The sequence below is a fragment of the Aestuariivirga sp. genome, assembly GCF_047600585.1.
Taxonomy (GTDB): domain Bacteria; phylum Pseudomonadota; class Alphaproteobacteria; order Rhizobiales; family Aestuariivirgaceae; genus Aestuariivirga.
This window is the reverse complement of the sequence record NZ_JASGKP010000001.1, coordinates 2,067,681-2,089,338: the sequence shown is the minus strand read 5'-3', so window position 1 is coordinate 2,089,338 and position 21,658 is coordinate 2,067,681. Positions and strand designations below refer to the sequence as shown.

At 63.8% G+C, this 21,658-nt stretch carries 24 protein-coding genes and 1 riboswitch; of the genes, 10 read left to right on the top strand and 14 right to left on the bottom strand.

Going from position 1 to position 21,658, the window contains the following annotated elements:
* Positions 1–12: 12 nt before the first annotated feature.
* From QM801_RS10280 to QM801_RS10265, 4 genes are all read right to left on the bottom strand, one after another.
* Positions 13–300 (bottom strand): GIY-YIG nuclease family protein, encoded by a 288-nt coding sequence (locus QM801_RS10280; protein WP_415019114.1) that lies wholly within the window; start codon positions 298–300, stop codon positions 13–15.
* Positions 301–461: 161 nt separating this feature from the next.
* Entirely contained in the window at positions 462–1,007 is a 546-nt protein-coding gene (locus QM801_RS10275) for an adenine phosphoribosyltransferase (RefSeq protein WP_415019113.1), read from the bottom strand.
* 29 nt (positions 1,008–1,036) lie between these two features.
* On the bottom strand, positions 1,037–1,882 hold the full coding sequence (gene hemF / locus QM801_RS10270; protein ID WP_415019112.1) for an oxygen-dependent coproporphyrinogen oxidase: 846 nt from the start codon (positions 1,880–1,882) through the stop codon (positions 1,037–1,039).
* Positions 1,883–1,970: 88 nt separating this feature from the next.
* Positions 1,971–2,414 (bottom strand): tRNA (cytidine(34)-2'-O)-methyltransferase, encoded by a 444-nt coding sequence (locus QM801_RS10265; protein WP_415019111.1) that lies wholly within the window; start codon positions 2,412–2,414, stop codon positions 1,971–1,973.
* 165 nt (positions 2,415–2,579) lie between these two features.
* Here QM801_RS10265 and petA point away from each other — a divergent pair, with 165 nt between their 5' ends.
* From petA to QM801_RS10245, 4 genes are all read left to right on the top strand, one after another.
* Positions 2,580–3,173, top strand: a complete 594-nt coding sequence (gene petA, locus QM801_RS10260) for a ubiquinol-cytochrome c reductase iron-sulfur subunit (protein WP_415019110.1) — start codon at positions 2,580–2,582, stop codon at positions 3,171–3,173.
* A 14-nt stretch (positions 3,174–3,187) separates the two neighbouring features.
* A complete protein-coding gene (locus QM801_RS10255) occupies positions 3,188–4,429 on the top strand; it encodes a cytochrome b (protein ID WP_415019109.1) in 1,242 nt (413 codons plus the stop codon).
* Positions 4,430–4,443: 14 nt separating this feature from the next.
* Positions 4,444–5,265, top strand: coding sequence for a cytochrome c1 (locus tag QM801_RS10250; RefSeq protein WP_415019108.1), 822 nt, complete (start codon positions 4,444–4,446; stop codon positions 5,263–5,265).
* 91 nt (positions 5,266–5,356) lie between these two features.
* The gene (locus tag QM801_RS10245) at positions 5,357–6,229 is read left to right on the top strand and encodes an S-methyl-5'-thioadenosine phosphorylase (protein ID WP_415019107.1); all 873 of its coding nucleotides are present in this window, start codon (positions 5,357–5,359) and stop codon (positions 6,227–6,229) included.
* Here the strand turns inward: QM801_RS10245 and QM801_RS10240 are convergent.
* Complete coding sequence (locus tag QM801_RS10240; RefSeq protein ID WP_415019106.1) at positions 6,226–6,819, bottom strand: DUF922 domain-containing protein; 594 nt, start codon at positions 6,817–6,819, stop codon at positions 6,226–6,228. The genes QM801_RS10245 and QM801_RS10240 overlap by 4 nt on opposite strands.
* Positions 6,820–6,936: 117 nt before the next feature.
* Between QM801_RS10240 and QM801_RS10235 the strand changes: the two genes are divergently transcribed.
* The 3 genes from QM801_RS10235 to QM801_RS10225 are packed head-to-tail and all read left to right on the top strand — an operon-like array spanning position 6,937 to position 8,541.
* A complete protein-coding gene (locus tag QM801_RS10235) occupies positions 6,937–7,149 on the top strand; it encodes a cold-shock protein (RefSeq protein ID WP_415019105.1) in 213 nt (70 codons plus the stop codon).
* A 3-nt stretch (positions 7,150–7,152) separates the two neighbouring features.
* Positions 7,153–7,803 (top strand): ribonuclease T2 family protein, encoded by a 651-nt coding sequence (locus QM801_RS10230; protein ID WP_415019104.1) that lies wholly within the window; start codon positions 7,153–7,155, stop codon positions 7,801–7,803.
* Positions 7,804–7,815: 12 nt separating this feature from the next.
* Complete coding sequence (locus QM801_RS10225; RefSeq protein WP_415019103.1) at positions 7,816–8,541, top strand: type 1 glutamine amidotransferase; 726 nt, start codon at positions 7,816–7,818, stop codon at positions 8,539–8,541.
* Here QM801_RS10225 and prmB read toward each other — a convergent pair whose 3' ends face one another.
* Genes prmB through QM801_RS10210 form a run of 3 tightly spaced genes read right to left on the bottom strand, consistent with a single transcriptional unit; the run spans position 8,542 to position 11,758 of the window.
* Complete coding sequence (gene prmB / locus QM801_RS10220; RefSeq protein ID WP_415019102.1) at positions 8,542–9,441, bottom strand: 50S ribosomal protein L3 N(5)-glutamine methyltransferase; 900 nt, start codon at positions 9,439–9,441, stop codon at positions 8,542–8,544.
* 11 nt (positions 9,442–9,452) lie between these two features.
* Positions 9,453–10,598 carry an MFS transporter gene (locus tag QM801_RS10215; protein ID WP_415019101.1) on the bottom strand — a complete coding sequence of 382 codons (1,146 nt, stop codon included), beginning with the start codon at positions 10,596–10,598 and terminating at the stop codon, positions 9,453–9,455.
* A gap of 5 nt (positions 10,599–10,603) precedes the next feature.
* The gene (locus tag QM801_RS10210; protein ID WP_415019100.1) at positions 10,604–11,758 is read right to left on the bottom strand and encodes an MFS transporter; all 1,155 of its coding nucleotides are present in this window, start codon (positions 11,756–11,758) and stop codon (positions 10,604–10,606) included.
* Positions 11,759–11,847: 89 nt separating this feature from the next.
* On the opposite strand from QM801_RS10210, the gene QM801_RS10205 reads away from it, so the two are divergent.
* Positions 11,848–12,504: an MBL fold metallo-hydrolase gene (locus tag QM801_RS10205; protein WP_415019099.1), complete on the top strand. Its 657-nt coding sequence runs from the start codon at positions 11,848–11,850 to the stop codon at positions 12,502–12,504.
* 251 nt (positions 12,505–12,755) lie between these two features.
* Here the strand turns inward: QM801_RS10205 and QM801_RS10200 are convergent, their stop codons facing one another.
* The 3 genes from QM801_RS10200 to QM801_RS10190 are packed head-to-tail and all read right to left on the bottom strand — an operon-like array spanning position 12,756 to position 15,635.
* A complete protein-coding gene (locus QM801_RS10200) occupies positions 12,756–13,979 on the bottom strand; it encodes a CaiB/BaiF CoA transferase family protein (RefSeq protein ID WP_415019098.1) in 1,224 nt (407 codons plus the stop codon).
* Between the two features lie 8 nt (positions 13,980–13,987).
* Positions 13,988–14,455, bottom strand: a complete 468-nt coding sequence (locus QM801_RS10195; protein ID WP_415019097.1) for a hypothetical protein — start codon at positions 14,453–14,455, stop codon at positions 13,988–13,990.
* A gap of 1 nt (position 14,456) precedes the next feature.
* Positions 14,457–15,635, bottom strand: coding sequence for a 2-aminoethylphosphonate--pyruvate transaminase (locus tag QM801_RS10190; protein WP_415019096.1), 1,179 nt, complete (start codon positions 15,633–15,635; stop codon positions 14,457–14,459).
* A 134-nt stretch (positions 15,636–15,769) separates the two neighbouring features.
* Between QM801_RS10190 and QM801_RS10185 the strand changes: the two genes are divergently transcribed.
* Together QM801_RS10185 and QM801_RS10180 are read left to right on the top strand one after the other, a co-directional pair.
* A complete protein-coding gene (locus QM801_RS10185) occupies positions 15,770–16,333 on the top strand; it encodes a LemA family protein (protein ID WP_415019095.1) in 564 nt (187 codons plus the stop codon).
* A gap of 3 nt (positions 16,334–16,336) precedes the next feature.
* Positions 16,337–18,238, top strand: coding sequence for a DUF2207 domain-containing protein (locus QM801_RS10180; RefSeq protein ID WP_415019094.1), 1,902 nt, complete (start codon positions 16,337–16,339; stop codon positions 18,236–18,238).
* Here the strand turns inward: QM801_RS10180 and QM801_RS10175 are convergent, their stop codons facing one another.
* From QM801_RS10175 to thiB, 3 genes are read right to left on the bottom strand one after another with little or no spacing between them, the layout of a single operon-like run.
* On the bottom strand, positions 18,239–18,943 hold the full coding sequence (locus QM801_RS10175) for an ATP-binding cassette domain-containing protein (RefSeq protein WP_415019093.1): 705 nt from the start codon (positions 18,941–18,943) through the stop codon (positions 18,239–18,241).
* Complete coding sequence (locus QM801_RS10170) at positions 18,940–20,469, bottom strand: ABC transporter permease subunit (RefSeq protein WP_415019092.1); 1,530 nt, start codon at positions 20,467–20,469, stop codon at positions 18,940–18,942. Before QM801_RS10170 ends, QM801_RS10175 begins: the two co-directional genes overlap by 4 nt.
* A complete protein-coding gene (thiB, locus tag QM801_RS10165) occupies positions 20,445–21,440 on the bottom strand; it encodes a thiamine ABC transporter substrate binding subunit (RefSeq protein WP_415019091.1) in 996 nt (331 codons plus the stop codon). The genes QM801_RS10170 and thiB overlap by 25 nt, the downstream gene beginning before the upstream one ends.
* A gap of 46 nt (positions 21,441–21,486) precedes the next feature.
* Positions 21,487–21,597: riboswitch (TPP riboswitch) on the bottom strand.
* Between the last annotated feature and the right edge of the window lie 61 nt (positions 21,598–21,658).

Sequence of the window (21,658 nt, the reverse complement as noted above, 5' to 3'; positions counted from 1 at the left end):
CCCGCTGCCTTCTCAATAAGCACCTTGCGCAGGACGGTAGTCGATGTTCTCGTGCTGATCGAACCAATCGGGGTTGAACAATTCAATGAGTTCGATCTTCCAAGCCCGCTTCCACACTTTCAATCGGGTCTCCCGGAGAATGGCGGACTCCATTGTGTCATGATGCTCATACCAGACGAGTGTCTTTACACCGTACTTGAGCGTAAATTCTCCGCCAGTGCCTGACTTATGTTCTAAGACGCGGTCATAGAGCCGGGCTGTCACGCCGATGTAAAGCGTGCCGCGGTAGCGGCTCGCCATGATATATACAGCCGGCTGTTTGTCCTGTTCCGCAGAAGCGGGGTTCCATCTCGCGCAGCACATGCGTGCTGCTTGGATGGAATGACGGAAATGGGGAAATCAGCAGCCTCGCGGTTGTTCCGATGGAATGACGGAAATGAGGAAATCAGCTTCCCTCGAACTCAATGCCCCTCGAAGCCGACGAGCGTGTGGACCTTCACGCCCTTGGCCTTCAGTTTGTCGCCGCCGCCCAGGTCAGGAAGGTCGATCACGAAGGCCGCCGCCACCACTTCGCCGCCCGACTTGCGGATGAGATCGATGGCCGCACCCGCCGTACCGCCCGTGGCAATGAGATCATCCACCAGCAGCACACGGTCGCCCTTGGCGATGGCATCGGCGTGCATCTCGATCGTATCGACGCCGTATTCGAGCGCATACTCCTGACCGATCACCTTGGACGGCAGCTTGCCCTTCTTGCGGATGGGGATGAAGCCGAGGCCGAGATTATGCGCCACCGCACCACCGAGGATGAAGCCGCGCGCCTCGATCCCCGCAACATAATCGATTTCCGTCTTGAGGAAGGGCCACGCCAGTTCATCCACCGCCGCCCGGAAGCCATAGAGGTTCGAGAGCAGGGTGGTAATGTCGCGGAACATGATCCCCGGCTTTGGATAGTCCGGAATGGTGCGGATGTAGCGCTTGATGTCGAAGCCGTTACGGAGGTCCATCGTCGTATTCCCCAATCAGTCCGTTCGTCTCACGGCCATTTCACTTCGGGCGGCATGGAGGAGAGGATGCTCTCCACGTTGCCGCCGGTCTTCAGGCCAAAAATGGTGCCGCGGTCATAGAGCAGGTTGAACTCCACGTAACGGCCGCGGCGGATGAGTTGCTCCTCGCGGTCTTCCGCCGTCCATGGGCTGGCCATGTTGATGCGCACGATGGCGGGATAGACCTTGCGGAAGGCCTCGCCCACGCTTTTCACCAGCGCAAGCGCCGCTTCGCCCGCATCGAGATAATCGAAGAAGATTCCGCCGATGCCGCGCGGCTCCTTGCGGTGGGGCAGATAGAAATACTCGTCGCACCACGCCTTGAAGCGCTCGTAGTCGGCGATGGCGTGCCCCTCGCAGGCGGATTTCATGGCGGCATGGAAGGCGACCGTGTCCGGATCGTCCTGGGTGCGGCGGCGCATCAGCACCGGTGTGAGGTCAGCACCGCCGCCGAACCAGGCCTTGGTCGTCACCACATGGCGGGTGTTCATGTGCACGGCCGGCACATTCGGATTGCGGGGATGGATGATGAGCGAGATGCCCGAGGCCCAGAAGCGCGGGTCCTGGTCGGCGCCCGGAATCTGCTTCCGGAATTCGGGCGAGAATTCGCCGTGCACGGTGGAGACATGCACGCCCGCCTTCTCGAAGAGGCGGCCGTGGAGCAGGGCCATGGTGCCGCCACCCTCGTTCTCGCCGCGCTTCCACGGCGACTTGACGAAGCGGCCGGCCGGCCCGGTGTCGTAGAGCGCGGGGTCCGCCTCGCGCTCCAGCGTCTCCAGATCGGCGACGATGCGGTCCTGCAGCCCCTCGAACCAGGCGCGCGCAACTTCCTTCATTTCAACTCCCCTGCCATCCATTTGGCATTCCCGTTCTTCTGCCCTGCTGGTTAGTGCATTCCGTCACGCTCTTCCACCACGGCTTTCGTCAGGCGAGCTGGCGCAGCGCCTCGCCCGTGACCATGGCGCAGGCCATGGCGACATTGAGCGAGCGCATGCCCGGTTTCATGCGGATGGTGATCCGGTGTTGCACCGCCTGGTGAACCTCCTCCGGCACGCCAGCACTTTCCCGCCCGAGGAGCAGGATGTCGCCGTGGCGGAACTCGAAATCGAGATAGTTCTGGTCGGCCTGGGTGGTGAGCAGGACCAGCCGCTTGCCGCCCGACTCCGACTGGAAGGCGTCCCAGGAGGGGGAGCGGCGGAGGGCCGCGGCGGCCAGGTAATCCATGCCCGCCCGGCGCAGCGCAGAATCGGTCCAGGCAAAGCCGGCAGGTTCGATGATCGTCACCGGCAGGCCGAAGCAGGCGGCCATGCGCGCGATGGTGCCGGCATTGCCGGCAATGTCCGGTTGGAAGAGGGCAATTTCGATCATCTTCCAAGGGGTTTAGACCATCTGAGGGCCGCAGGGGAGGGGTGTCATGAGTGCGACAACCTTTGGCTGGACTTCCCCCGGGAGCAATGTCAAAACGCCCACGATTTGAACCGCGTGAGAAAAAGAGCTCCCGCGGCTTGTCTTGTAACGCGAGGGAATAGGGACGTGGCCACAGCATCACATGCGGATGTCACACGGCGTGACTTTCTTTACATAGCAACGGGCGCGGTCGGCGCGGTGGGGGCAGCCCTCACGGCCTGGCCATTCATCGCCCAGATGAACCCCGACGCTTCGGTGAAGGCGCTCGCCTCCATCGAGTTTGACCTGTCGCCGCTGGCCGAAGGCCAGGAAGTGACGATCAAGTGGCGCGGCAACCCGGTGATCATCCGTCACCGCGGGTCGAAGGAGATCGAGCTCTCCAAGGCCGTGAAGCTGGAAGATCTGAAGGATCCGGTGGCCCGTAATGCCAATGCGAAGGATGGCGATCCCGCCACCGACGAGAACCGCGTGATCAAGGGGCACGAACAGTTCCTAGTCATGATGGGCGTTTGCACCCACCTCGGCTGCGTGCCGCAGGGTGACAACCCCGCCAAGGAATTTGCCGTCGTGGAAGGCTCGCTCAAGGTCGGCGGCTGGTTCTGCCCGTGCCACGGTTCGCAATACGATACCGCCGGCCGCATCCGCAAAGGCCCCGCACCGGAAAACCTTGCCGTACCGGTGTACTCGTACGTTTCTGACACCAAAATCAAGATCGGCTGATAGGAACCAACACAATGGCCGGACAATCAAAGTATATCCCGACGTCTTCCTTCGGAAAGTGGATGCATGAGCGCCTGCCCATCTACGCCCTGATGAAGGAAACGATGATGGACTTCCCCGCCCCGAAGAACCTCAATTACTGGTGGACCTTCGGCGGCATCCTGACGACCATGCTCGTCATCCAGATCATCACCGGCGTGGTGCTCGTCATGCATTACACGCCGCAGACCTCGATGGCCTTCGACAGCGTCGAGCACATCATGCGCGACGTGAACTACGGTTGGCTCATCCGCTACATGCACGCCAACGGCGCCTCGATGTTCTTCATCGCCGTGTACATCCATATGTTCCGCGGCATGTACTACGGCTCCTACAAGGCCCCGCGCGAAATCCTCTGGATGCTGGGCGTGGTGATCTACCTGATCATGATGGCCACCGCCTTCATGGGCTACGTGCTTCCCTGGGGCCAGATGAGCTTCTGGGGCGCCAAGGTCATCACCAACCTGTTCTCCGCCATTCCGCTGTTCGGTGATGCGATCACCACCTGGCTGTGGGGCGGATACTCGGTCGACAACCCGACGCTGAACCGCTTCTTCTCGCTGCACTACCTGCTGCCCTTCGTTCTTGCCGGCGTCATCGGCCTGCATGTCTGGGCGCTGCACGTGCCGGGCAACAACAACCCGACCGGCGTGGAGATCAAGAGCGGCCAGGACGCGATCCCCTTCCATCCCTACTACACGATGAAGGACCTCTTCGCGATCGTGGTGTTCATGCTGTTCTTCTCGGCGTGGATCTTCTACAGCCCGAACTATCTGGGCCACGCCGTGAACTACGAGCCCGCCAACCCGCTGGTGACGCCGGCGCACATCGTTCCGGAATGGTACTACCTGCCGTTCTACGCGATCCTGCGCGCCATCCCGTCGAAGCTCGGCGGTGTCATCGCCATGTTCGGCTCGATCCTGATCCTCTTCGTGCTGCCGTGGCTCGACACCTCGAAGGTGCGCTCCGGCAACTACCGCCCGATCTTCAAGGGCTTCTTCTGGATCTTCGCGATCGTGTGCGTGGGGCTGGGTTATCTCGGTTCCAAGCCTGCAGAGGGCGTCTACGTCATGTGGGCGCGTATCCTGACGGCCTACTACTTCGCCCACTTCATCATCATCCTGCCGGTTCTCGGCCTGCTCGAACGGACAAAGCCGCTGCCGGCGTCGATTTCCGATGCCGTGCTGGCAAAGTCCAAGCTGGCCCCTGCTGAGTGATCCGGAGAAGACACATGAAGAAACTTGCATCACTCGCCCTGATTGGCCTCACGGCCGGTCTGCTGTCCTTCACGGGCGGCGCCATGGCGTCGGAAGGCCAGAAGACCGCGAAGGACATCGACTTCTCCTTCGAAGGCCCCTTCGGCAAATTCGACCGCCAGCAATTGCAGCGCGGCTACAAGGTCTACAAGGAAGTCTGCTCCAACTGCCACTCCATGCGGTTTGTCAAGTTCCGCAACCTGGCCGAGGGCGGCATCTTCACGGAAGAACAGGTGAAGGCCCTTGCCGCCACCTACACCATGAAGGACGGCCCCGACTCCAACGGTGAAATGTTCGACCGCCCGGGTCTTCCCTCCGACGCCTTCCCGTCGCCGTTCCCCAACGTGGAAGCGGCGAAGTCGGCGAACGGTGGTGCTGCTCCGCCCGACCTGTCGCTCATCACCAAGTCGCGTCCCGGCTGGTATGGCACCTTCAACCAGCTCTGGAACGGCATCGGTGGCCCGCAGTACGTCTATTCCGTGCTGACCGGCTATGAAGACCCGCCGGCCGACCTCGCAGCCGAACAGCCGGAAGGGAAGTACTACAATCCCTACTTCGGCGCCGGCCACTGGATCGGCATGCCGCCTCCGCTCTCGGATGGCCAGGTGACCTTCGATGACGGCGCGCCCAACACGCTCGACGCCATGGCCCACGACGTGGCCGCCTTCCTCGCCTTCACGGCGGAACCGAAGATGGAAGAACGCAAGCATCTTGGCTTCATGGTCATGATCTACCTCGCGCTCTTCTCCGCACTGCTCTACCTCGTGAAGAAGAAGATCTGGGCCGACGTCCACTAAGCCGGACTTGTCCTGAACCATATGAAAAGGGGTTGCCTCGGCAGCCCCTTTTCCGTTTTATCGGGCAGCATTCTCGCGGGGCACGTTCGGCATGGCACAATCCGTTCTCGGCATCATCGGCGGCTCCGGCGTCTATGACGTTCCCATGGACAAGGCGCGCTGGGAAACGGTGACGAGCCCCTGGGGCGAGCCCTCCGACCAGTTGCGCATGGGCGAGATCAACGGCCTGCAGGTGGCCTTCCTGCCGCGTCACGGGCGCGGCCACGTGCAGTCGCCGAGCAGCATCAACTATCGCGCCAACATCGACATCCTGAAGCGCGTGGGCGTGACCGACGTCGTCTCGCTCTCCGCCGTGGGCTCGCTGCGTGAGGAGCTCACGCCCGGCATGTTCGTGGTGGTGGACCAGTTCATCGACCGCACCTATGCGCGGGCAAAGAGCTTCTTCGGCGCGGGCTGCGTGGCCCACGTGCCCTTTGCCCATCCGGTGTCGCCGGAACTGGCGCGGCTCGCTGCTACCAGCCTCGCGGCAGAGGCCATTCCCCACAGCGTGGGCGGCACCTACGTGGTGATGGAGGGGCCGCAGTTCTCCACGCTGGCGGAATCCAATCTCCACCGCTCTTGGGGCGCATCCGTGATCGGCATGACCAACATGCCCGAAGCCAAGCTCGCCCGCGAGGCGGAGCTTTGCTACGTCACCGTCGCCATGGTCACGGACTTCGATGCCTGGCACCCGACCCACGATGCCGTTGATGTGGCGCAGGTGCTGAAGACCATGAAGGGCAACAGCGACATGGCCCGCCGCTTCGTGCTGCGGTTGGCGGCGGATTTCCCGCGCCAGCATCCGCCGTGCCCCATCGGCTCCGACAGGGCGCTCGACTTCGCCATCATGACGGCACCCGAGAAGCGCGACGCGGCTCTCGTGAGCAAGCTCGATGCCGTGGCGGGCCGCGTGCTGAAAGGCTAGTCTTTCACCGCGTTGGCGGGCTTGCCAAGGGCCTCCCGCATGAAGGGATGGTTCACCACCTCCTTGCGGAAGATCACGTCATAGGCCTCGTCCTGGGCGATGCAGCGGCGCTTGATGGCGGTGAACATGTCCTCGCGCTGCACGTCGAGCAGCTTGCAGTCCGCCGCCTTGAGGGTGAGGGCGGTGCGGTCATAGTCGGCAATGCACTGGCGCCACATGTCGCGGTGGCCTTCCTCATGCTTCACCAGATAGGCAACGAAGGCCTCCCAGTTCTTGGCCGTAGCCCTGGCGAGGGGTGATGCTCCGTCGCGCTTCGGCACGATGAAGTTGTAGATGACCGAGGTGCTGAAACCCTTGTAGCTGCAGCCGCTGCCGTCGACCTTGTGGGACTTCACCGTCTTCGTCGCCATGGCGGTGAAGGCGAAGGTGGCGTTGGGGGCAATGCGGGGGGCGTTCTTCTTGATGTCCTCGTAGAGGGCGCGCGCCGAATTGCCTTTGACCGGGTATGTGACGACTGCGGAGCTCTCGGCCGCAAGGGCGGTGGTGGCGGAAAGCAGCACGGCAACAAGGCAAAGGGGGACGGTTTTCATCCCCTTTCGATTGCGGTGAAGCGCGGCGTTTGTCAACGGCGGCGCGGGGAAGCGGCGGCCACGAGCCCGCTTGCACTGCCCCGCCGCTTTCCCCATAAAGACGGGCGGGGAAGCCTCATGCGACGCGCCGGGATAGTGAAATTCTTCAACAAGGACAAAGGTTTCGGCTTCATCGCGCCGGATGATGGCGGGCGCGACATTTTTGTTCACGTTTCCACCGTGCAGCGCGCTGGCATTCCCTGGCTTGAGGATGGAATGCGCCTCTCCTTCGACACCCAGGACGACACCCGCGGGCGCGGGCCCCAGGCCGTCAGTCTGCAACTGGAATAGCTCATGCGCCTTCTGCTCGCCGTTCTCCTGATGCTCGCAAGCACGCTGCCCGCAACAGCGCGCAGCAACCGCAGCGGCGATTACGACTATCTCGTGCTGGCGCTGTCGTGGTCGCCTACCTATTGCGCTTCACCTGCGGGCGCGAATGACAACAGCCAGTGTGCGCCGGGCCGCCGCTTCGCCTTCGTGGTGCATGGCCTCTGGCCGCAATACGACAAGGGCTGGCCGCAGGACTGCCCGACCGATGAAAGCTGGGTGGAGGAGAACACCATCCGCAGCATGATGGACATCATGCCGTCGAAGAAGCTGATCATCCACGAATGGAAGAAGCACGGCACCTGTGCGGGCGTCTCGCAGCTCTCCTATTTCAGTGCCATCCGCGCCATTTTCGGCAAGGTGCGCATTCCCGCCCGCTATCTCTCGCCCACCGCCGATGTGATCACCACGCCGGACCAGCTTGTCACCGATTTCGTCAAGACCAACAAGGACCTGAACTCGGACATGCTGTCGGTCCAGTGCAGCAATTCCCGCGACCGGGCGCGCCTCTCGGAACTCCGCATCTGCCTCGACAAGAGCGGCAACTTCGCCGCCTGCGGGGCCAATGAAAACCGCTCCTGCCGCGCCACCACGCTGGTGATGCCGCAGGTGCGCTGAAGAAAGCCGGTCATGAAGAAAGCCCTCGTCCTGCAACACATGAACCACGACCATCCCGGCCGTTTTCTCGACTGGTTTGCGGAAGACGGCATCGTGCCGGTGCCTGTCCGCGTCTTCGAGGGGCAGGAAATCCCGTCACTTGCGGAATTCGATTTCATGTTCGTGCTGGGGGGCGCGCAGGACACCTGGCAGGAGGCGGAATACCCCTACCTCAAGGCCGAGAAGCAGGCGATCCGCGAATGGGTGTGGGACCGGGCCAAGCCTTACTTCGGCGTCTGCCTCGGCCACCAGTTGCTGGCAACGGCGCTGGGCGGCGAAGTGGCACTGGCCGACAAGGGCGAGGTCGGCGTGTTTGATGTGACACTGACGGAGGAGGGTACGGCGTCACCCTTCATGGCGGGCGTTCCTGCCACCCAGAAGGTGATGCAGTGGCACCATGCCGAGGTGAAGCGCGTGCCGCAAAGCGGGCGGGTGCTGGCGCAATCGCCGCGTGCGAGCGTGCAGTCGCTGGCCATCGATGGCCATGCGCTCTCGACCCAGTTCCACTGCGAGTTCAGCCCGCAGACCGTTGCGGGCTGGTCGTCCATGCCGAGCTACATCGAGACGCTGGAAAAGCTGCAGGGCGCTGGCGCCTATGACCGGCTGGTGCGGGAGAGCTATCCGCTGATGCCGTCCATGCAGCGCACGACGAAAATCATGTGGGACAACTTCAAGGCCGCCTCAGGCCTCGTGAAGTGATCAGAGAATGTCGCGGGCGCGGAGGGCAAAGACCTCGCCCTCGCTTTCCTCGCTGTCGATCCAGATGAAGGGCAGCTTGGGGAAATCCGCCTCCAGCAGGTCGCGGCCCGTGCCGATCTCGCAGACGATGACGCCATCCTCACTGAGGTATTTGGGTGCTTCCTTGAGGATGCGCCGCACGATGTCGAAACCATCATCGCCGCCCAAATGTGCCATCACCGGCTCATGCTTGTACTCCGGCGGGAATGCCTTCACCTCGGCCTTGGCCACATAGGGCGGATTGGTGATGATGAGGTCGTAGCGCTTGTCCTTCAGCGGCTTGAAGAGGTCGCCCTGATGGAGGCTGATGCGCTCGCCGAGGCTGTGATCCTTGACGTTGATCTTGGCCACGGCAATTGCATCCTTTGACAGGTCAACCGCATCCACCTCGGCATTCTCGAAGGTCATGGCGGCGAGGATGGCGAGGCAACCGGACCCGGTGCAGAGATCGAGCACGCTGCCAATGGTGGCAGGTGTTTCATAGAGGCCGATGCCATCCGGCCCCAGCGTGCCCTGCATCAGCATCTCGCCGATGTAGGAGCGCGGCACGATCACGCGTTCATCCACATAGAATGGAATGCCGTGCATGTAGGTTTTCTTGAGGAGATAGGCGGCGGGCTTCCGCGTCTTCACACGCGCTGCGATGATCTTGGCGACGGCATTGCGCTCAGGCTTGGTCAGCTTCGCATCCAGCCAGGGATTGATGTCATCGACCGGCAGATGAAGCGTCTCGAGGATGATGTAGGCGGCCTCATCGATCACGCTTGATGTGCCGTGGCCATGGACCACGCCGGCGGCCCGGAAGGAACTGACGGCATAACGGAGAAAGTCGCGGATGGTGACGAGATCGGCGGTGCTCATGCCCGGCACCCTTACGCGCCCTTGGGCGGGCTTCGCAAGTTCAGAAGCATGATGCCGAAGAAGGCCGCCAGCACGAGGGCGAGGCTGTAGGGCATGCCGTCCGGGCCGAAGTGGTTGAAGGCAAGCCCGGTGCCGAGCGCCCCCATCAGTGCGCCGACACCCCAGAAGGTGGAGAAGCAGGCGGTGCCGGTGGTGAGTTCATGGCCGGAGAAGCGGTCGCCCAGTTCGCCGAGCGCCACGGTGTACATGCCGGCGGAGGCAGCGCCACCCACCAGCAGCAGGCCCCAGAAGAACACCGTGCCGAAGGCAAGGGGCAGAAGCGCGGTGCAAAGCCCGGTGAAGAGTGCGCAGGCGGCGATCACCACGCGCTTGTTCATGTGGTCGGCGACCCATCCGATGGGGAACTGCAGCACGGTGTTGCCGAGGATGAAGAAGGTGAGGGCCAGCGCCGCCGTTTCCTGGTTCAGGCCCTTCTTCACGCCGAAGACCGGCAGGAAGCTGAGGAAGGCGGCATCGACGATGGCAAAGGCCGTGACGGCGACGATCAGAATGGGGGCCTTGCGCACAAAGCCCAGAACGGTGGTGGCGCGCTCGTCCTCCTCGTCCACTTCCTCGTCCTTGACGAAGAACATGGGGATGGTGGCGGAGGCGAGGATCACCGCGCCGATGAGGAAGGGCAGTGCCCCTTCGATGCCGGTGATGGAAATCAGCGAAGGACCGGCGCCGAAGCTCAGTGCCATGATGCTGGTGTAGAGGGCAAGGATGCGCGACCGCCACGGGCCTTCGGCAAACTTCACGATCCACGCCTCGCTGATCGCGAAGAGTACGGAGACGAAAAAGCCGTGCATGATGCGAAGCCCGAACCACGCCCAGAAGATGGGCGCGAAGGGATACATGCAGATGACGGCGGCTGTCAGGAAGGCAGCCCCGATCACGGTGCGCTTGGTTCCGAAGGTGCGCACCGCAGCCGGAATGAAGAACAGCGAGAGGGAAATGCCCAGCGGCTGCATGGCGGCGTTGTAGCCGATCACGTCCGCCTTGATGCCGCGGGACTCGAGGATGAGCGCCAGCAGCGGGAACATCAGCCCCAGCGTGAAGCCGAAGACCGTGATGGCGGAGATTGCCGCAATGAGATTGACGAGACGCTGGCCGTTCATGGGTGTCAGGTGGCTTTTGCCACACGGCCTCCCTGCAGGAGGAGGCCCAGCAGCAGCAGGCCGTAGAATCCAGCCAGAACCAGCGGGAAGCTGTTGATGCCGAAGCTGTCGATGATGCGGCCGGCAATGGGGGGCCCCACGATGCCGCCCACGCCCCACATGGCGGCGGTGGTGGCCGAGGCGGCAACCATGTCCTTGCCCTTGAAGACATCGCCCATGAGAGCGAGTCCCACCACATAGACCCCGAAGGCGCCGTTGAAGATCAGCATCACCAGCGGCCAGATGAAGAGCGACTGGATGGCGGGCGTCAGCAGCAGGGCGGCCACGATGGTGGCCACGGTGCAGACGATGACGACGCCGTTCTTGCTCCAGCGGTCGGCCCAGAGGCCGATGGGATAGAAGCACACCACGCCCGAGACGATGCCCGCCGACAGCATGCTGCTCGCTTCGCCAAGGGAGAGACCGTTCCGTTGTGCGAAGATCGAGAAGAAGGAGATGATCACGCTGTCGAAGATGGTGGCGGCCCCGATGCAGGCGAAAAGCAGGGGTGCCCGGCCCAGCACGTTGAAGATGTTGCCGTGTTCACCATCCTCGCTGGCCTCGCGCACCTTGACGACGGCAAGCGGGATCAGGCCGCCGCAGACAAAGACGATGCAAATGATCCACGGCAGCAGGCCGTGGATGCCGGTGAAAGGCAGGATCGAGGGGCCGACCGCGAAAGTGACCGAAAGCACCGAGGTGTAGAGCCCCATCAGGCGGCCGCGGGTCTCGTCGGTGGCGATGGTCAGGATCCACGCCTCGCTGACGGTAAACAGCGAACCGATGGCAGCCCCCATGAAGAAGCGGAAGAAGAACCACCACCAGGGTGGCGGCAGCAGCGCCATGGCGGCGAGGCAGACGATGATGGTGAGGATCGAGAAGAAGGCGACGCGGCGCGCACCCGCCCGGGCAATGAGCCGGGGCAGGATGGGGCCCGCCAGCAGCACGCCGAGCGCGCCCGCCGCAGTGTTGATGCCGATCAGCCAGGCGGGAATGCCAAGCGCATCCATCAACAGCGGCTGAAGCTGCAGGGTGAGGCCGAAGGCGACATCGCACACGCCAACGGTTGCAAGGGCTGCAACGAGGGTGCCTGAAATGATCGCTGGTTTCGCCGTGGTCATTTATGGCTCGTAGCCCGCGGGAACCTCGGCTGGCAAGGGCAGGGCGGGTGAGTTGCGCTCACGCCAAGGGGCGGCTATGCGCCAGTGCCATGTCACAGCAAAGCACCCAGACCTTCCGCGTCGCCGTCATCCCGGTCACCGGTTTCCAGCAGAATTGTTCCCTCGTCTATGACACCGTGTCGAAGCGCGGCGCGGTCGTCGATCCGGGCGGCGATGTCGAGATGATCATGGAAGCCATCGGCAAGATGGGCCTCACCATCGAGAAGATCCTGCTCACCCATGGCCACATCGATCATGCCGGGGGTGCAGCGGAACTGCGCGAGAAGCTGGGTGTCACGATCGAAGGCCCGCACGAGGCCGACAAGTATCTGCTCGACAACCTGCCGCAATCGGGGGCGCGCTACGGCATGCTCACCGCTCGCGAGGTGACGCCCGACCGCTGGCTGAAGGACGGCGACGAGGTTGAGGTGGCGGGCTTCCGCTTCGCCATCATCCATGCGCCGGGGCACTCGCCGGGCTCGGTGGTGTTCTTCAATGCTGCGAACCGCTTTGCGCTGATGGGTGACGTGCTGTTCCAGGGCTCCATTGGCCGCACCGATCTGCCGGGCGGCAGCCACGAGACGCTGCTCGACAGCATCGAGGAGAAGGTGCTGCCGCTGGGCGATGATGTGGTGTTCCTGCCGGGGCATGGCAACGCCAGCAGCATCGGCGACGAACGCCAGAGCAATCCGTTCCTGCGGCGGTAGTTCATGCCGTCACCGCTGGCGGAGGGGGGTCCAGCTTCCTTGTGACCCGCCAAAGCTGGATTCCGGCTCGCGCGCGACATCTCGCTGTCGCTCGATCAAGGCGCGCGTCCGGAATGACGGTTTTCTCTCTCCATGCCCGGCCTTGAGCCGGGCATCCAGATCAGCGTGACGGAACGACCGGATGGCCGGGTCAAGCCCGGCCATGGAGAGTTTTTCTACCGCTAGCGAAGGGTGTGAGAGCGAAGTTCCGCTTACCCCACCACGCCCTTCGTCTTCAGGGCGGCAATCTCATCCGCAGCGAGGCCCAGCTGTTCGCGCAGCACCTTTTCCGTGCCGTCGCCCAAACGCGGCGAGGGCTTTTCGTATTGCACCGGCGTTTCCGAGAACACGATCGGGTTGGCGACACCCGGCACCTGCACGCCGTCGTCCCGCGTCAGGCCCACCTGCAGGCCGCGCGCCAGCACCTGCGGATTCTCGAACACCTGGTCGAGCGTGTTGATCGGGCCGCAGGGCACCGCTGCCGCCTCGAACGCCGCCACCCACTCCGCCGTGCTGCGCGCCTTCATGAACGGCTGGAGCAGCGGAATGAGCGTGGTGCGGTTCTCCACACGGCCACGGTTGGTCCTGAAGCGTTCGTCCGCAGCGAGATGGGCCGCACCGATGATGCTGCAGTATTCCGCATACTGACGGTCTGTACCCACCGCCATGATGATGTAGCCATCCGCGGTTTCGAAGGTCTGGTAGGGCACAATGTTGGGGTGCGCGTTGCCGAGACGCGTCGGCGCCTTGCCGCCCACCAGATAGTTCAGCGCCTGGTTGGCGAGCACCGCCACCTGTGAATCGAGCAGCGCCAGATCGAGATACTGGCCCTGTCCGGTGCGTTCGCGGTGGAACAGCGCGGCCTCGATGCCGATCACGGCGTGCAAACCGGTGAAGATGTCGGCGAAGGCCACGCCCACCTTCATGGGCTCGGCGCCGGGCGTGCCATCGGGCTGGCCCGTCACCGACATGATGCCGCCCATGCCCTGGATCATGAAGTCATAGCCGGCACGCTGGGCATAGGGGCCGTTCTGGCCGAAGCCGGTGATGGAGCAATAGATGAGGCGGGGATTGATGGCCTTCAGGCTCTCGTAGTCGAGGCCATATTTCCTGAGCCCGCCCACCTTGAAGTTTTCGATCACCACATCGGCCTTGGCGGCGAGTGCGCGGATGAGCTTCTGGCCTTCGGGCGAGGCCATGTCGATGCAGACCGACCACTTGCCCCGGTTGGCCGACTGGAAATAGGCGGCGTCGCCACGCGAGCCATCCGGGTTGGTGAGGAAGGGCGGGCCCCAGCCGCGGGTGTCGTCGCCTTCGCCGGGCTTCTCGATCTTCACAACTTCCGCGCCGAAATCCGCCAGCATCTGCGTGGCCCAGGGGCCAGCCAGAACGCGCGTGAGGTCAAGTACTCGGATGCCGGAAAGCGGGCCTGCCATGATGGGTCCTATGCGAGGGATTGCCAGAGCGCATCATCGACGATGACACCGTTCCGCGTGCTGGCGTCGAGCTTGTCGACGTAAGGGTTCTTGCTGCGCTCGCCGCCCAGCGGAAAGCCGGGGTCCACCGGGCAGCCGATGCCGTAGTTCTGCGTCACGCTGCCGGGCAGCAGATAAAGCCCGTGCCGCACGTTGCGCAGGAAGAGGCGGCCATGCTCCTTGAGAATACGCTCCACCTCCGCGCCGATGAAGACGCAGGAGACGTGCTGCAGGTCGAGGCCCATCAGGTCCTTCTCGAGCGTGGCCGATGTGGCCGGATCTTCCAGTGCCTCGGCGAGGATCTTCAATCCGGGATAGGCCACGCCTTCGAGAAAGGCGCAGGCCGGGGCGGCAAAGTCCGCGTGCTGCGAAAGCCCCTTCCGCGCCAACGCGGCGCGGGCATGGGCTTCGATCTCGGCGAGGCTGTGCGTCGTCATCTCAGGCCGTGGCCTCGAGCGGGGTGAATTCCTGCACGTCCAGTTCCTTCAGCACCTCCTCGACAGCCGAAGCGAGACCCTTGATCACCTTGTGATCGATGCCGCCCACGGAGGCGATGCGGAAGCTCTTCTGCGACGAGAGCGTGCCGCCCGCGATCAGGAAGCCGCGCTGGCGCAGGCCCTCGCGGAAGGCTTCGAAATCGAAGCGCTTGTCACGGGGCGCGAGGAAGGCCTGAACGATGGGGCCGGCCTCGGTTTCGGGCAGGAAGGGGGTGAAGCCCATGGCCTTCATGCGGGTGATCAGTTCCTCGCTGTTGCGCTGGTAGCGCGCGCGGCGCATGCCGATGCCGCCTTCCGCTTCCAGTTCGCGGAGCGATTGACGCAAGGCGGCAACCGCATGGGCCGGAGGCGGTGCATGCATCGCGCCCACACCTTCCTGTTCCTTCCAGTGGGCATGGAGGTCGAAAGCCACCGAATGGGTCTTGCCCTCGGCGCTGATCAGCAGATCGCGCTTCACCATCACGATGGCGAAGCCCGGCACGCCTTCAAGGCAGGTGTCGGGCGCGGCCACCATCACGTCGATCGAGTCACCCACCACGTCCAGGGGGAGCGCGCCGAAGCCGTTGCTGGCATCGACCATGAAGGTCTTCTGCTTGTCCTTCACCAGCTTGCCGATCTCGCCCACCATGTTGATGAGGCCGGAACCGCTTTCGCAGTGGGAGAGCCAGACGTGGCTGATGTCGTGGTCGGCATCTAGGGCGGCGGTCACGTCTTCCACCGTCACGAGGCCGTTGTCCGGCTTGCTGAGGCGGGTGACAGGGCGTTCGAGCCGGGTGAGGATGGTGGCGGCCTGCTCGCCATCCCGGCCGTTGCAGATCACCAGTGTCTTCTTGCGCTTTTGAGGACCGAGGGCGGTAAGCACCGCTTCCATGGCAAGGCCTGTGGTGCCCGGCAGCAGCAGGCATTCATGGGCTGACCCCGCACCCGCCAGGCGCTTCAGGTCGCGGCGCAGCTCGCTCAGCATGGCGCGGAATTCCACGTCTTCCGGGCTGTAGTCGACCAGCATGGCGATCTTCACCGCCCGCGAGGTGGTGACCGGGGCGAGCGAGAGCAGCCAGGGCATGTCTTCCTGTCCGGGCGGGCCCTTGAACCGCGGCGCCACAAAATAGGTCTTGATCATGAATCACTCCCGTTCCGAGTGTGCCGGAACACACCCCTTTTGCTCAAGTCAAGGCACATTTCATAGCCTCAAACACGCCCCTTGTCTGGATACAGAACACAGCCATAATGCACCTGCTTCGCGGGAGGCCTTTCATGACCCTGGGTTACATCGTTCTGGCCTTGATCGTGGTGATCGCGGCCTATTTCATCTTCGTCTACAACGGACTGGTCCGGAACAAGAACCTTGTGGCGGAAGGCTGGAGCGGCATCGACGTGCAGCTGAAGCGCCGCGCCGACCTGATCCCCAATCTGGTGGAGACGGTGAAGGGCTATGCCACCCACGAGGACAAGATTTTCCGGGACCTTGCCGAACTGCGCGCCAAGTCGATCGCGGGCGGCAGCGTCGCCGACCAGTCGGCGGTCGGGCAGGCCATGTCGGCGGCCATCGGCCGTCTCTTCGCCATCGCCGAGGCCTATCCGGAACTGAAGGCGGATGCCAATTTCCGCGACCTGCAGGACAAGCTCGCCGGCGTCGAGGATGAAATCCAGATGTCGCGCCGCTACTACAATGGCGCGGTGCGCGTGCTGAACACCATGATCGAATCCTTCCCCTCCAACTTCGTCGCCAACATGTTCCACTTCGCCAAGGCGGAGTTCTTCGAAATCGGGGATGCGGCACAGCGAGAGACCCCGAAGGTGGACTTCAAGACGCGCTGAGCCATGCTGCGCTGGCTCGCCGCCGTCCTTTGCCTCGTCGCCGCGTTCGGCCAGCCGGCCCGCGCCGAAGAGGAGATCCGCAATTTCATCTCCGACGTCACGGTGGGTGCCGATGGCACACTGACGGTGCGCGAGACCCTCACCTTCCTGGTGCAGGGCGTGGAGATCAATCACGGCATCAAGCGTGACTTCCCGCTGAGCTACCGCGACCGTTTCGGCCAGCGGGTGAACGTCGGTTTCGACGTCGTTTCGGTGGAGCGCGACGGCCAGAAGGAACCCTACAGCGAAAGCTACGTCAACAACGGCGTCGAACTGAAGATCGGCAGCGCCGATGTCTGGCTCGAGACCGGAGATCACACCTGGCAGATCATCTACCGCACCACACGGCAGATCGGCTTCTTCGAGAATTTCGACGAACTCTACTGGAACGTCACCGGCAATGGCTGGACCTTCCCCATCGAGCGGGCACAGGTGATCGTCCGCCTGCCGGAGGGCGCCAACACCGGCCAATATTCGCTTTACACCGGGCGGCAGGGCGTGGCCGGCAAGGATGCCCGCGTTGTCACCGCGGGCGGCAACCGCTTCGTTGCCGAAACCACGCGCAGGCTCGAGTCCGGCGAAGGCTTCACCATCGCCGTGAGTTGGCAGAAGGGCATCGTTGCCCCGCCAACGGACGCGCAGAAGCGCTGGTGGTGGATCGAGGACAATCTCGGCTACTTCCTGCTCGGTCTCACCTTGCTGCTGGTCGGCATTTACTACATCTGGGCCTGGAACAAGGTCGGCCGCGATCCGCCGGGCGGGCAGATCGTGCCGCTCTTCTATCCGCCCAAGGGGCTGGGCCCCGCGGCGGTGCGCTACATCTGGAAGCAGGGCTTCGACAACGACGGCTTCGCCGCAGCGATCGTCGGGCTTGCGGTGAAGAAGCGCCTGGTGATCGCCGATGACGACGGCGACTACGCCATCACCAAGGGCGGGCAGGGCACCGAACCGCTCACCCGCAGCGAACAGGAACTGCTGCGCTCGTTGCCCAGCGGCACGCTGAAGCTCAAGAAGGGCAGCCATATCGCGGTCAACAACGCCCGCAGCGCCATCCGGAGTGCGCTCGCCGACGAGTTCGATGGCAGCATGTTCCTGAAGAACCTGAAGTGGTTCGTGATCGGTGCGATCCTCTCTGGCGTGGGCTTCATCATCTCGGGCTTCATGGTGCCGGGCGGCGAGGGGGCAATCGTCGCGTTCACCTCCATCTTCTCCGCCATCTGGTGGAGCGTCATCATCGGCATCGGCTGGGCCATGTTCCAGGGCCTGCGCGCCGGCACCTTCTGGATGAAGCTGAAATCCTTCTTCGTGATGATCTTCCTTCTGCCCTTCGTGTTCGGCGGCCTTGCGGTTCCGGCGGCAACCCTGTTCGGCACCGAAGCCTCATGGCCCATGGGCATCTTCATCGCGGGCGCCGTGATACTCGGCCTCTTCAACCTCATATTCTACTGGCTGCTGAAAGCGCCCACCGTGAAAGGCCGCGCCATCCTCGACCAGATCGAGGGCTTCCGCATGTACATGACCACGGCCGAGGAAGAGCGCCTCAAAATCCTCAACCCGCCGGAAAAAACGCCCGAGCTTTTCGAACGCTATCTGCCCTATGCCATGGCGCTCGATTGCGAGAACGAGTGGAACGCGAAGTTTGCTGCGGTGTTGGCGGCTGCCGCGGCGGCAGGCGCCGTCTCGGGCTCGTCGCCCTCCTGGTATCACGGCAGCAACTGGAGCAGCGGCGGCTTCACCAGCGGGCTCGGCTCCGGACTTGCCTCCTCGATCTCGTCGGCATCGGTGGCACCAGGCTCGTCGTCGGGTTCGGGTGGCGGCGGCTTCTCGGGCGGCGGCGGCGGTGGTGGCGGCGGCTCCGGCTGGTGATCAGGTCCACGCGCCAAGATAGGCGCGGATATCCTTGTCGTGCGAGGCAAAGAACTTCTTCGTCTCGATGGGCGCATGCACCGTGCCCTTGTCCACGAAGATCACCCGCTCGGCGACACTCTGGGCATCTTCCGGCTGGTGGGTGACAAGCAGCGTGGTCAGGCCCTCACTCGCGTGCAGGGCCTTCACCAGCCGCAGCATCTCGCGGCGAAGGGCGGGGCCGAGTGCGGCGAAAGCTTCATCGAGCAGCAGGATCGGTCGCTTCCGCACCAGCACACGGGCGATGGCGATGCGCTGGCGCTCGCCGCCGGACATTTCACCGGGCAGGCGTTTTGCGAGTGAGGCAAGGCCCACGAGATCAAGCGCACGGTCCACTGCTTTCTTCTGGGCATCGGTCAGGTTCAGCGCAGGCGAAAGACCGAGCGCCACATTCGACCAGGCATCGAGATGCGCGAAACTGTTGTGATCCTGAAACACCGCCGTGACGGGCCGCTCAGCGGGCGGCGTCTTCGTGGCGTCGGCGTTGTTGAGGATGATGCGGCCACGGGCCAAGGGTTCGAAGCCCGCGATCACGTTGAGCAGTGTCGACTTGCCGGAGCCGCTGGGGCCGAGCACCGCGACGAGCGCGCTGCGCTGCACCTCGAGGTCCATGGAAAGCGTGAAGTCGCCGTGGCGGTAAAGGCCCTTGTCGATGCGGATCATCATGTCTTTCGTCCGATGCGGTTGGCGGCGAGGGTGCCTGCGAGGCAGAGCAGTGCGAGCAGCAGGGCGGTGCCTTGCGCCGCTGCGGAGCGATAGTGCCCCATCTCCGCCGAGATGAGCGAAGGCAGCGTCACCAGCCCCTGCGAGCCGAGCAGCAGGATCGCGGTGAGATCGCCGAAGGAGAGGACGAAGGCAACGAGCAGCGCCTGCAGGATGGGCCGCGTCAGCACCGGCGCGTCGATCAGCTTGAAGCGCTGCCAGCCGGAGAGGCCGAGCTGGGCGCAGAGACGGTCCTGCGGCAACAGTTGCGCGGCCATGGAAGCACCCAGAATGGTTGTCGAAAAAGGCAGCGCCATCAGGGCGTTGAGGCACGAAATCAAGATCACGCTTGAAGCGGGCGTGGTGATGAGTCCACGCAGCAGCACGAACCAGCCGGTGGCGAGTACGGCGGGCGGCAGGATCAATCCGGCGAGACTCACCGCCGTGACGAGCCAGCGTCCACGCGTGAGTCTGACCTGCAGCAGCACCAGCGGCCAGGCGAGGAGCAGGTTGATCGCAGCGCTCAGGGTGGCGATGAGCACGCTTGTGCCCAGCGCCTGGAAAAGCAGGGGACGGAGATCGATCGCTTGCACACCCGAGACCACGAGTGCGGCCAGCGGCGGAAGCACGAGGAGCGTCGCCACGATCACCATCAGCAGTCCGAGCCAGCCCATGGGACGGGGCGCAGGGTTGAGGAGGCGGAGCGCGGCCGTTGTGGGCACCGGGGCCGCCAGTTGCCCGGCGAAGATCACCAGCACGAGGCAGAGCACCGCCTGCAAGAGCGCCAGCGTCACCGCGCGGCTGACATCGAAGTCGAGGCGGAGCGACTGGTAGATCGCCACCTCAAGCGTGGTGGCCGAAGGCCCGCCGAAGGTCAGGACGACAACGAAGCTCGCCGCACAGAGCAGGAAGATGAGGGCCGCAAGGCGAGGCAGCAGCGGCTTCAGCGCCGGCCAATCCACATGCCGCCAGCGGGCGCGGGAATCGAAGCCGAGCTGGTCGGCAAGGCGGATGTTCTCCGGCGTCACATTCTCGAGTGCCTCGAGGCAGAAGCGCAGGGCAAGCGGCAGGTTGAAGAACACATGCGCCAAAAGGATTCCCGCGAGGCCATAGAGATTGACCACATCCGGCAACCAGCCCGATCGCCCGTAAAGCTGTACGAGCGCCAGCACCACCACGATGGCCGGCAGCGCCTGCGGCACGGCGAAGAGGGCGAGCAGCAATCCCCGCCCGGGGAAGCTGCGAAACGCAAGCGCGCGGGCCGCCGGGATGGCGGGCAGGATCGAAAGCACCGTGGAGAGGGCAGCCTGCAACAGCGTGAAGCCGAGGACACGCCAGATGTAAGCGTCAGGCGCAAGCTTGCCGCCCTCGGCAAAGGCAAAGGAGAGAAGCGGCACGAAGCCCGCAGCCGCCGCGGCGATGACAGCCGCGGGTGCGAGAAACGAGATCCGTGCCGCCTGTTGCATCAGCCGCCCAACGCGTTCAGCCACTCGTCAATCCAGGCGCGGCGGTTGGCGTTCACCTCCGCAGGCGTGAAGAGCAGCGTCTTCTCCGGCTTCACCAGCGTTCCGAAGGCCGCAGGCAGCGGCTTTTCCATGGTGCCCGCCGGCATCATCCAGTTGGTGGCCGGGATTTCATCCTGGAAGCCGGGGGTGAGCATGAAGGCGAGGAACTTCTGGGCCAGCGGCAGTTCGGGCGAGGAGGCAATGGCGCCTGCCACCTCGATCTGCAGGTAGTGGCCTTCCTTGAAGGCCGCCGCCTTATAGCGTTCGGTCTTCTCCACCTCGATGTGATAGGCGGGCGAGGTCACGTAGGAGAACACCATCGGCGCTTCGCCCTTGGTGAAGAGGCCATAGGCCTCCGACCAGCCGGGCGTGGTGGTGAGGATGCGCGGCTTCAGCTTCTTCCAGGCGTCGGCAGCCTTGTCGCCATAGACCTGCTTCATCCACAGCAGGAAGCCGAGGCCGGGCGTGGACGAGCGCGGGTCTTCCAGCACGATCTTCTGGCTGGCGTCGCCGTTCACCAGCTCATCGAGCGAGGCGGGCGGCGTCTTCATCTTCTCGCTGTCATAGACAACGGCGAAGTGGCCGTAGTCATAGGGCAGGAACTCCGCATCGTCCCACGCTACCGGCACGTTGAGCTTGGCATCCTTCATGCCATGGGGCGCGAAGAGGCCGAGCGCGCGGGCTTCATCGGTGAGGTTGGTATCGAGGCCCAGCACTACGTCGGCCTTGGTGTCCTTGCCCTCGAGCTTCAGGCGGTTGAGCATGGCGACGCCATCGGCAATCGAGACCCATTCCACCGTGCAGTCGCAGGTCTTTTCGAAGTTCGCCTTGATGGCGGCACCGGGCCCCCATTCGGCAACGAAGCTTTCGTAGGTGTAGACGGTCAGCGTCTCCTTCGCGAGCGCGGGTACGGCAAGGAAAAGGGACGCGGCGAGTGAAAGAATGATCTTCTTCATATGTCCTCCATTCGCCAGACTTCGAGACATGGAGGAGGGGGCAAGCGTGCCACCCGCTCGCAATCCCTACGCTGGCATGATCCAGATCAGGTTCAGCGGGTTGGTGGTTGCCACCTCTCAGCCAGTCCTTGCGGAACCAGCACCCCGTTGAGAGCGGGACGGGATTTAGGGCACGGGCCTCGCGCTGGCAAGCAAGACCTGTTACATGCCTGCCATGT

Excerpts from the sequence above, each read along its gene's own strand:
- QM801_RS10280 (WP_415019114.1), bottom strand. The coding sequence starts at position 300 with ATGGCGAGCCGCTACCGCGGCACGCTTTACATCGGCGTGACAGCCCGG.
- QM801_RS10275 (WP_415019113.1), bottom strand. The coding sequence starts at position 1,007 with ATGGACCTCCGTAACGGCTTCGACATCAAGCGCTACATCCGCACCATT.
- hemF (WP_415019112.1), bottom strand. The coding sequence starts at position 1,882 with ATGAAGGAAGTTGCGCGCGCCTGGTTCGAGGGGCTGCAGGACCGCATC.
- QM801_RS10265 (WP_415019111.1), bottom strand. The coding sequence starts at position 2,414 with ATGATCGAAATTGCCCTCTTCCAACCGGACATTGCCGGCAATGCCGGC.
- QM801_RS10255 (WP_415019109.1), top strand. The coding sequence starts at position 3,188 with ATGGCCGGACAATCAAAGTATATCCCGACGTCTTCCTTCGGAAAGTGG.
- QM801_RS10250 (WP_415019108.1), top strand. The coding sequence starts at position 4,444 with ATGAAGAAACTTGCATCACTCGCCCTGATTGGCCTCACGGCCGGTCTG.
- QM801_RS10245 (WP_415019107.1), top strand. The coding sequence starts at position 5,357 with ATGGCACAATCCGTTCTCGGCATCATCGGCGGCTCCGGCGTCTATGAC.
- QM801_RS10240 (WP_415019106.1), bottom strand. The coding sequence starts at position 6,819 with ATGAAAACCGTCCCCCTTTGCCTTGTTGCCGTGCTGCTTTCCGCCACC.
- QM801_RS10235 (WP_415019105.1), top strand. The coding sequence starts at position 6,937 with ATGCGACGCGCCGGGATAGTGAAATTCTTCAACAAGGACAAAGGTTTC.
- QM801_RS10230 (WP_415019104.1), top strand. The coding sequence starts at position 7,153 with ATGCGCCTTCTGCTCGCCGTTCTCCTGATGCTCGCAAGCACGCTGCCC.
- QM801_RS10225 (WP_415019103.1), top strand. The coding sequence starts at position 7,816 with ATGAAGAAAGCCCTCGTCCTGCAACACATGAACCACGACCATCCCGGC.
- prmB (WP_415019102.1), bottom strand. The coding sequence starts at position 9,441 with ATGAGCACCGCCGATCTCGTCACCATCCGCGACTTTCTCCGTTATGCC.
- QM801_RS10215 (WP_415019101.1), bottom strand. The coding sequence starts at position 10,598 with ATGAACGGCCAGCGTCTCGTCAATCTCATTGCGGCAATCTCCGCCATC.
- QM801_RS10210 (WP_415019100.1), bottom strand. The coding sequence starts at position 11,758 with ATGACCACGGCGAAACCAGCGATCATTTCAGGCACCCTCGTTGCAGCC.
- QM801_RS10205 (WP_415019099.1), top strand. The coding sequence starts at position 11,848 with ATGTCACAGCAAAGCACCCAGACCTTCCGCGTCGCCGTCATCCCGGTC.
- QM801_RS10200 (WP_415019098.1), bottom strand. The coding sequence starts at position 13,979 with ATGGCAGGCCCGCTTTCCGGCATCCGAGTACTTGACCTCACGCGCGTT.
- QM801_RS10195 (WP_415019097.1), bottom strand. The coding sequence starts at position 14,455 with ATGACGACGCACAGCCTCGCCGAGATCGAAGCCCATGCCCGCGCCGCG.
- QM801_RS10190 (WP_415019096.1), bottom strand. The coding sequence starts at position 15,635 with ATGATCAAGACCTATTTTGTGGCGCCGCGGTTCAAGGGCCCGCCCGGA.
- QM801_RS10185 (WP_415019095.1), top strand. The coding sequence starts at position 15,770 with ATGACCCTGGGTTACATCGTTCTGGCCTTGATCGTGGTGATCGCGGCC.
- QM801_RS10180 (WP_415019094.1), top strand. The coding sequence starts at position 16,337 with ATGCTGCGCTGGCTCGCCGCCGTCCTTTGCCTCGTCGCCGCGTTCGGC.
- QM801_RS10175 (WP_415019093.1), bottom strand. The coding sequence starts at position 18,943 with ATGATGATCCGCATCGACAAGGGCCTTTACCGCCACGGCGACTTCACG.
- thiB (WP_415019091.1), bottom strand. The coding sequence starts at position 21,440 with ATGAAGAAGATCATTCTTTCACTCGCCGCGTCCCTTTTCCTTGCCGTA.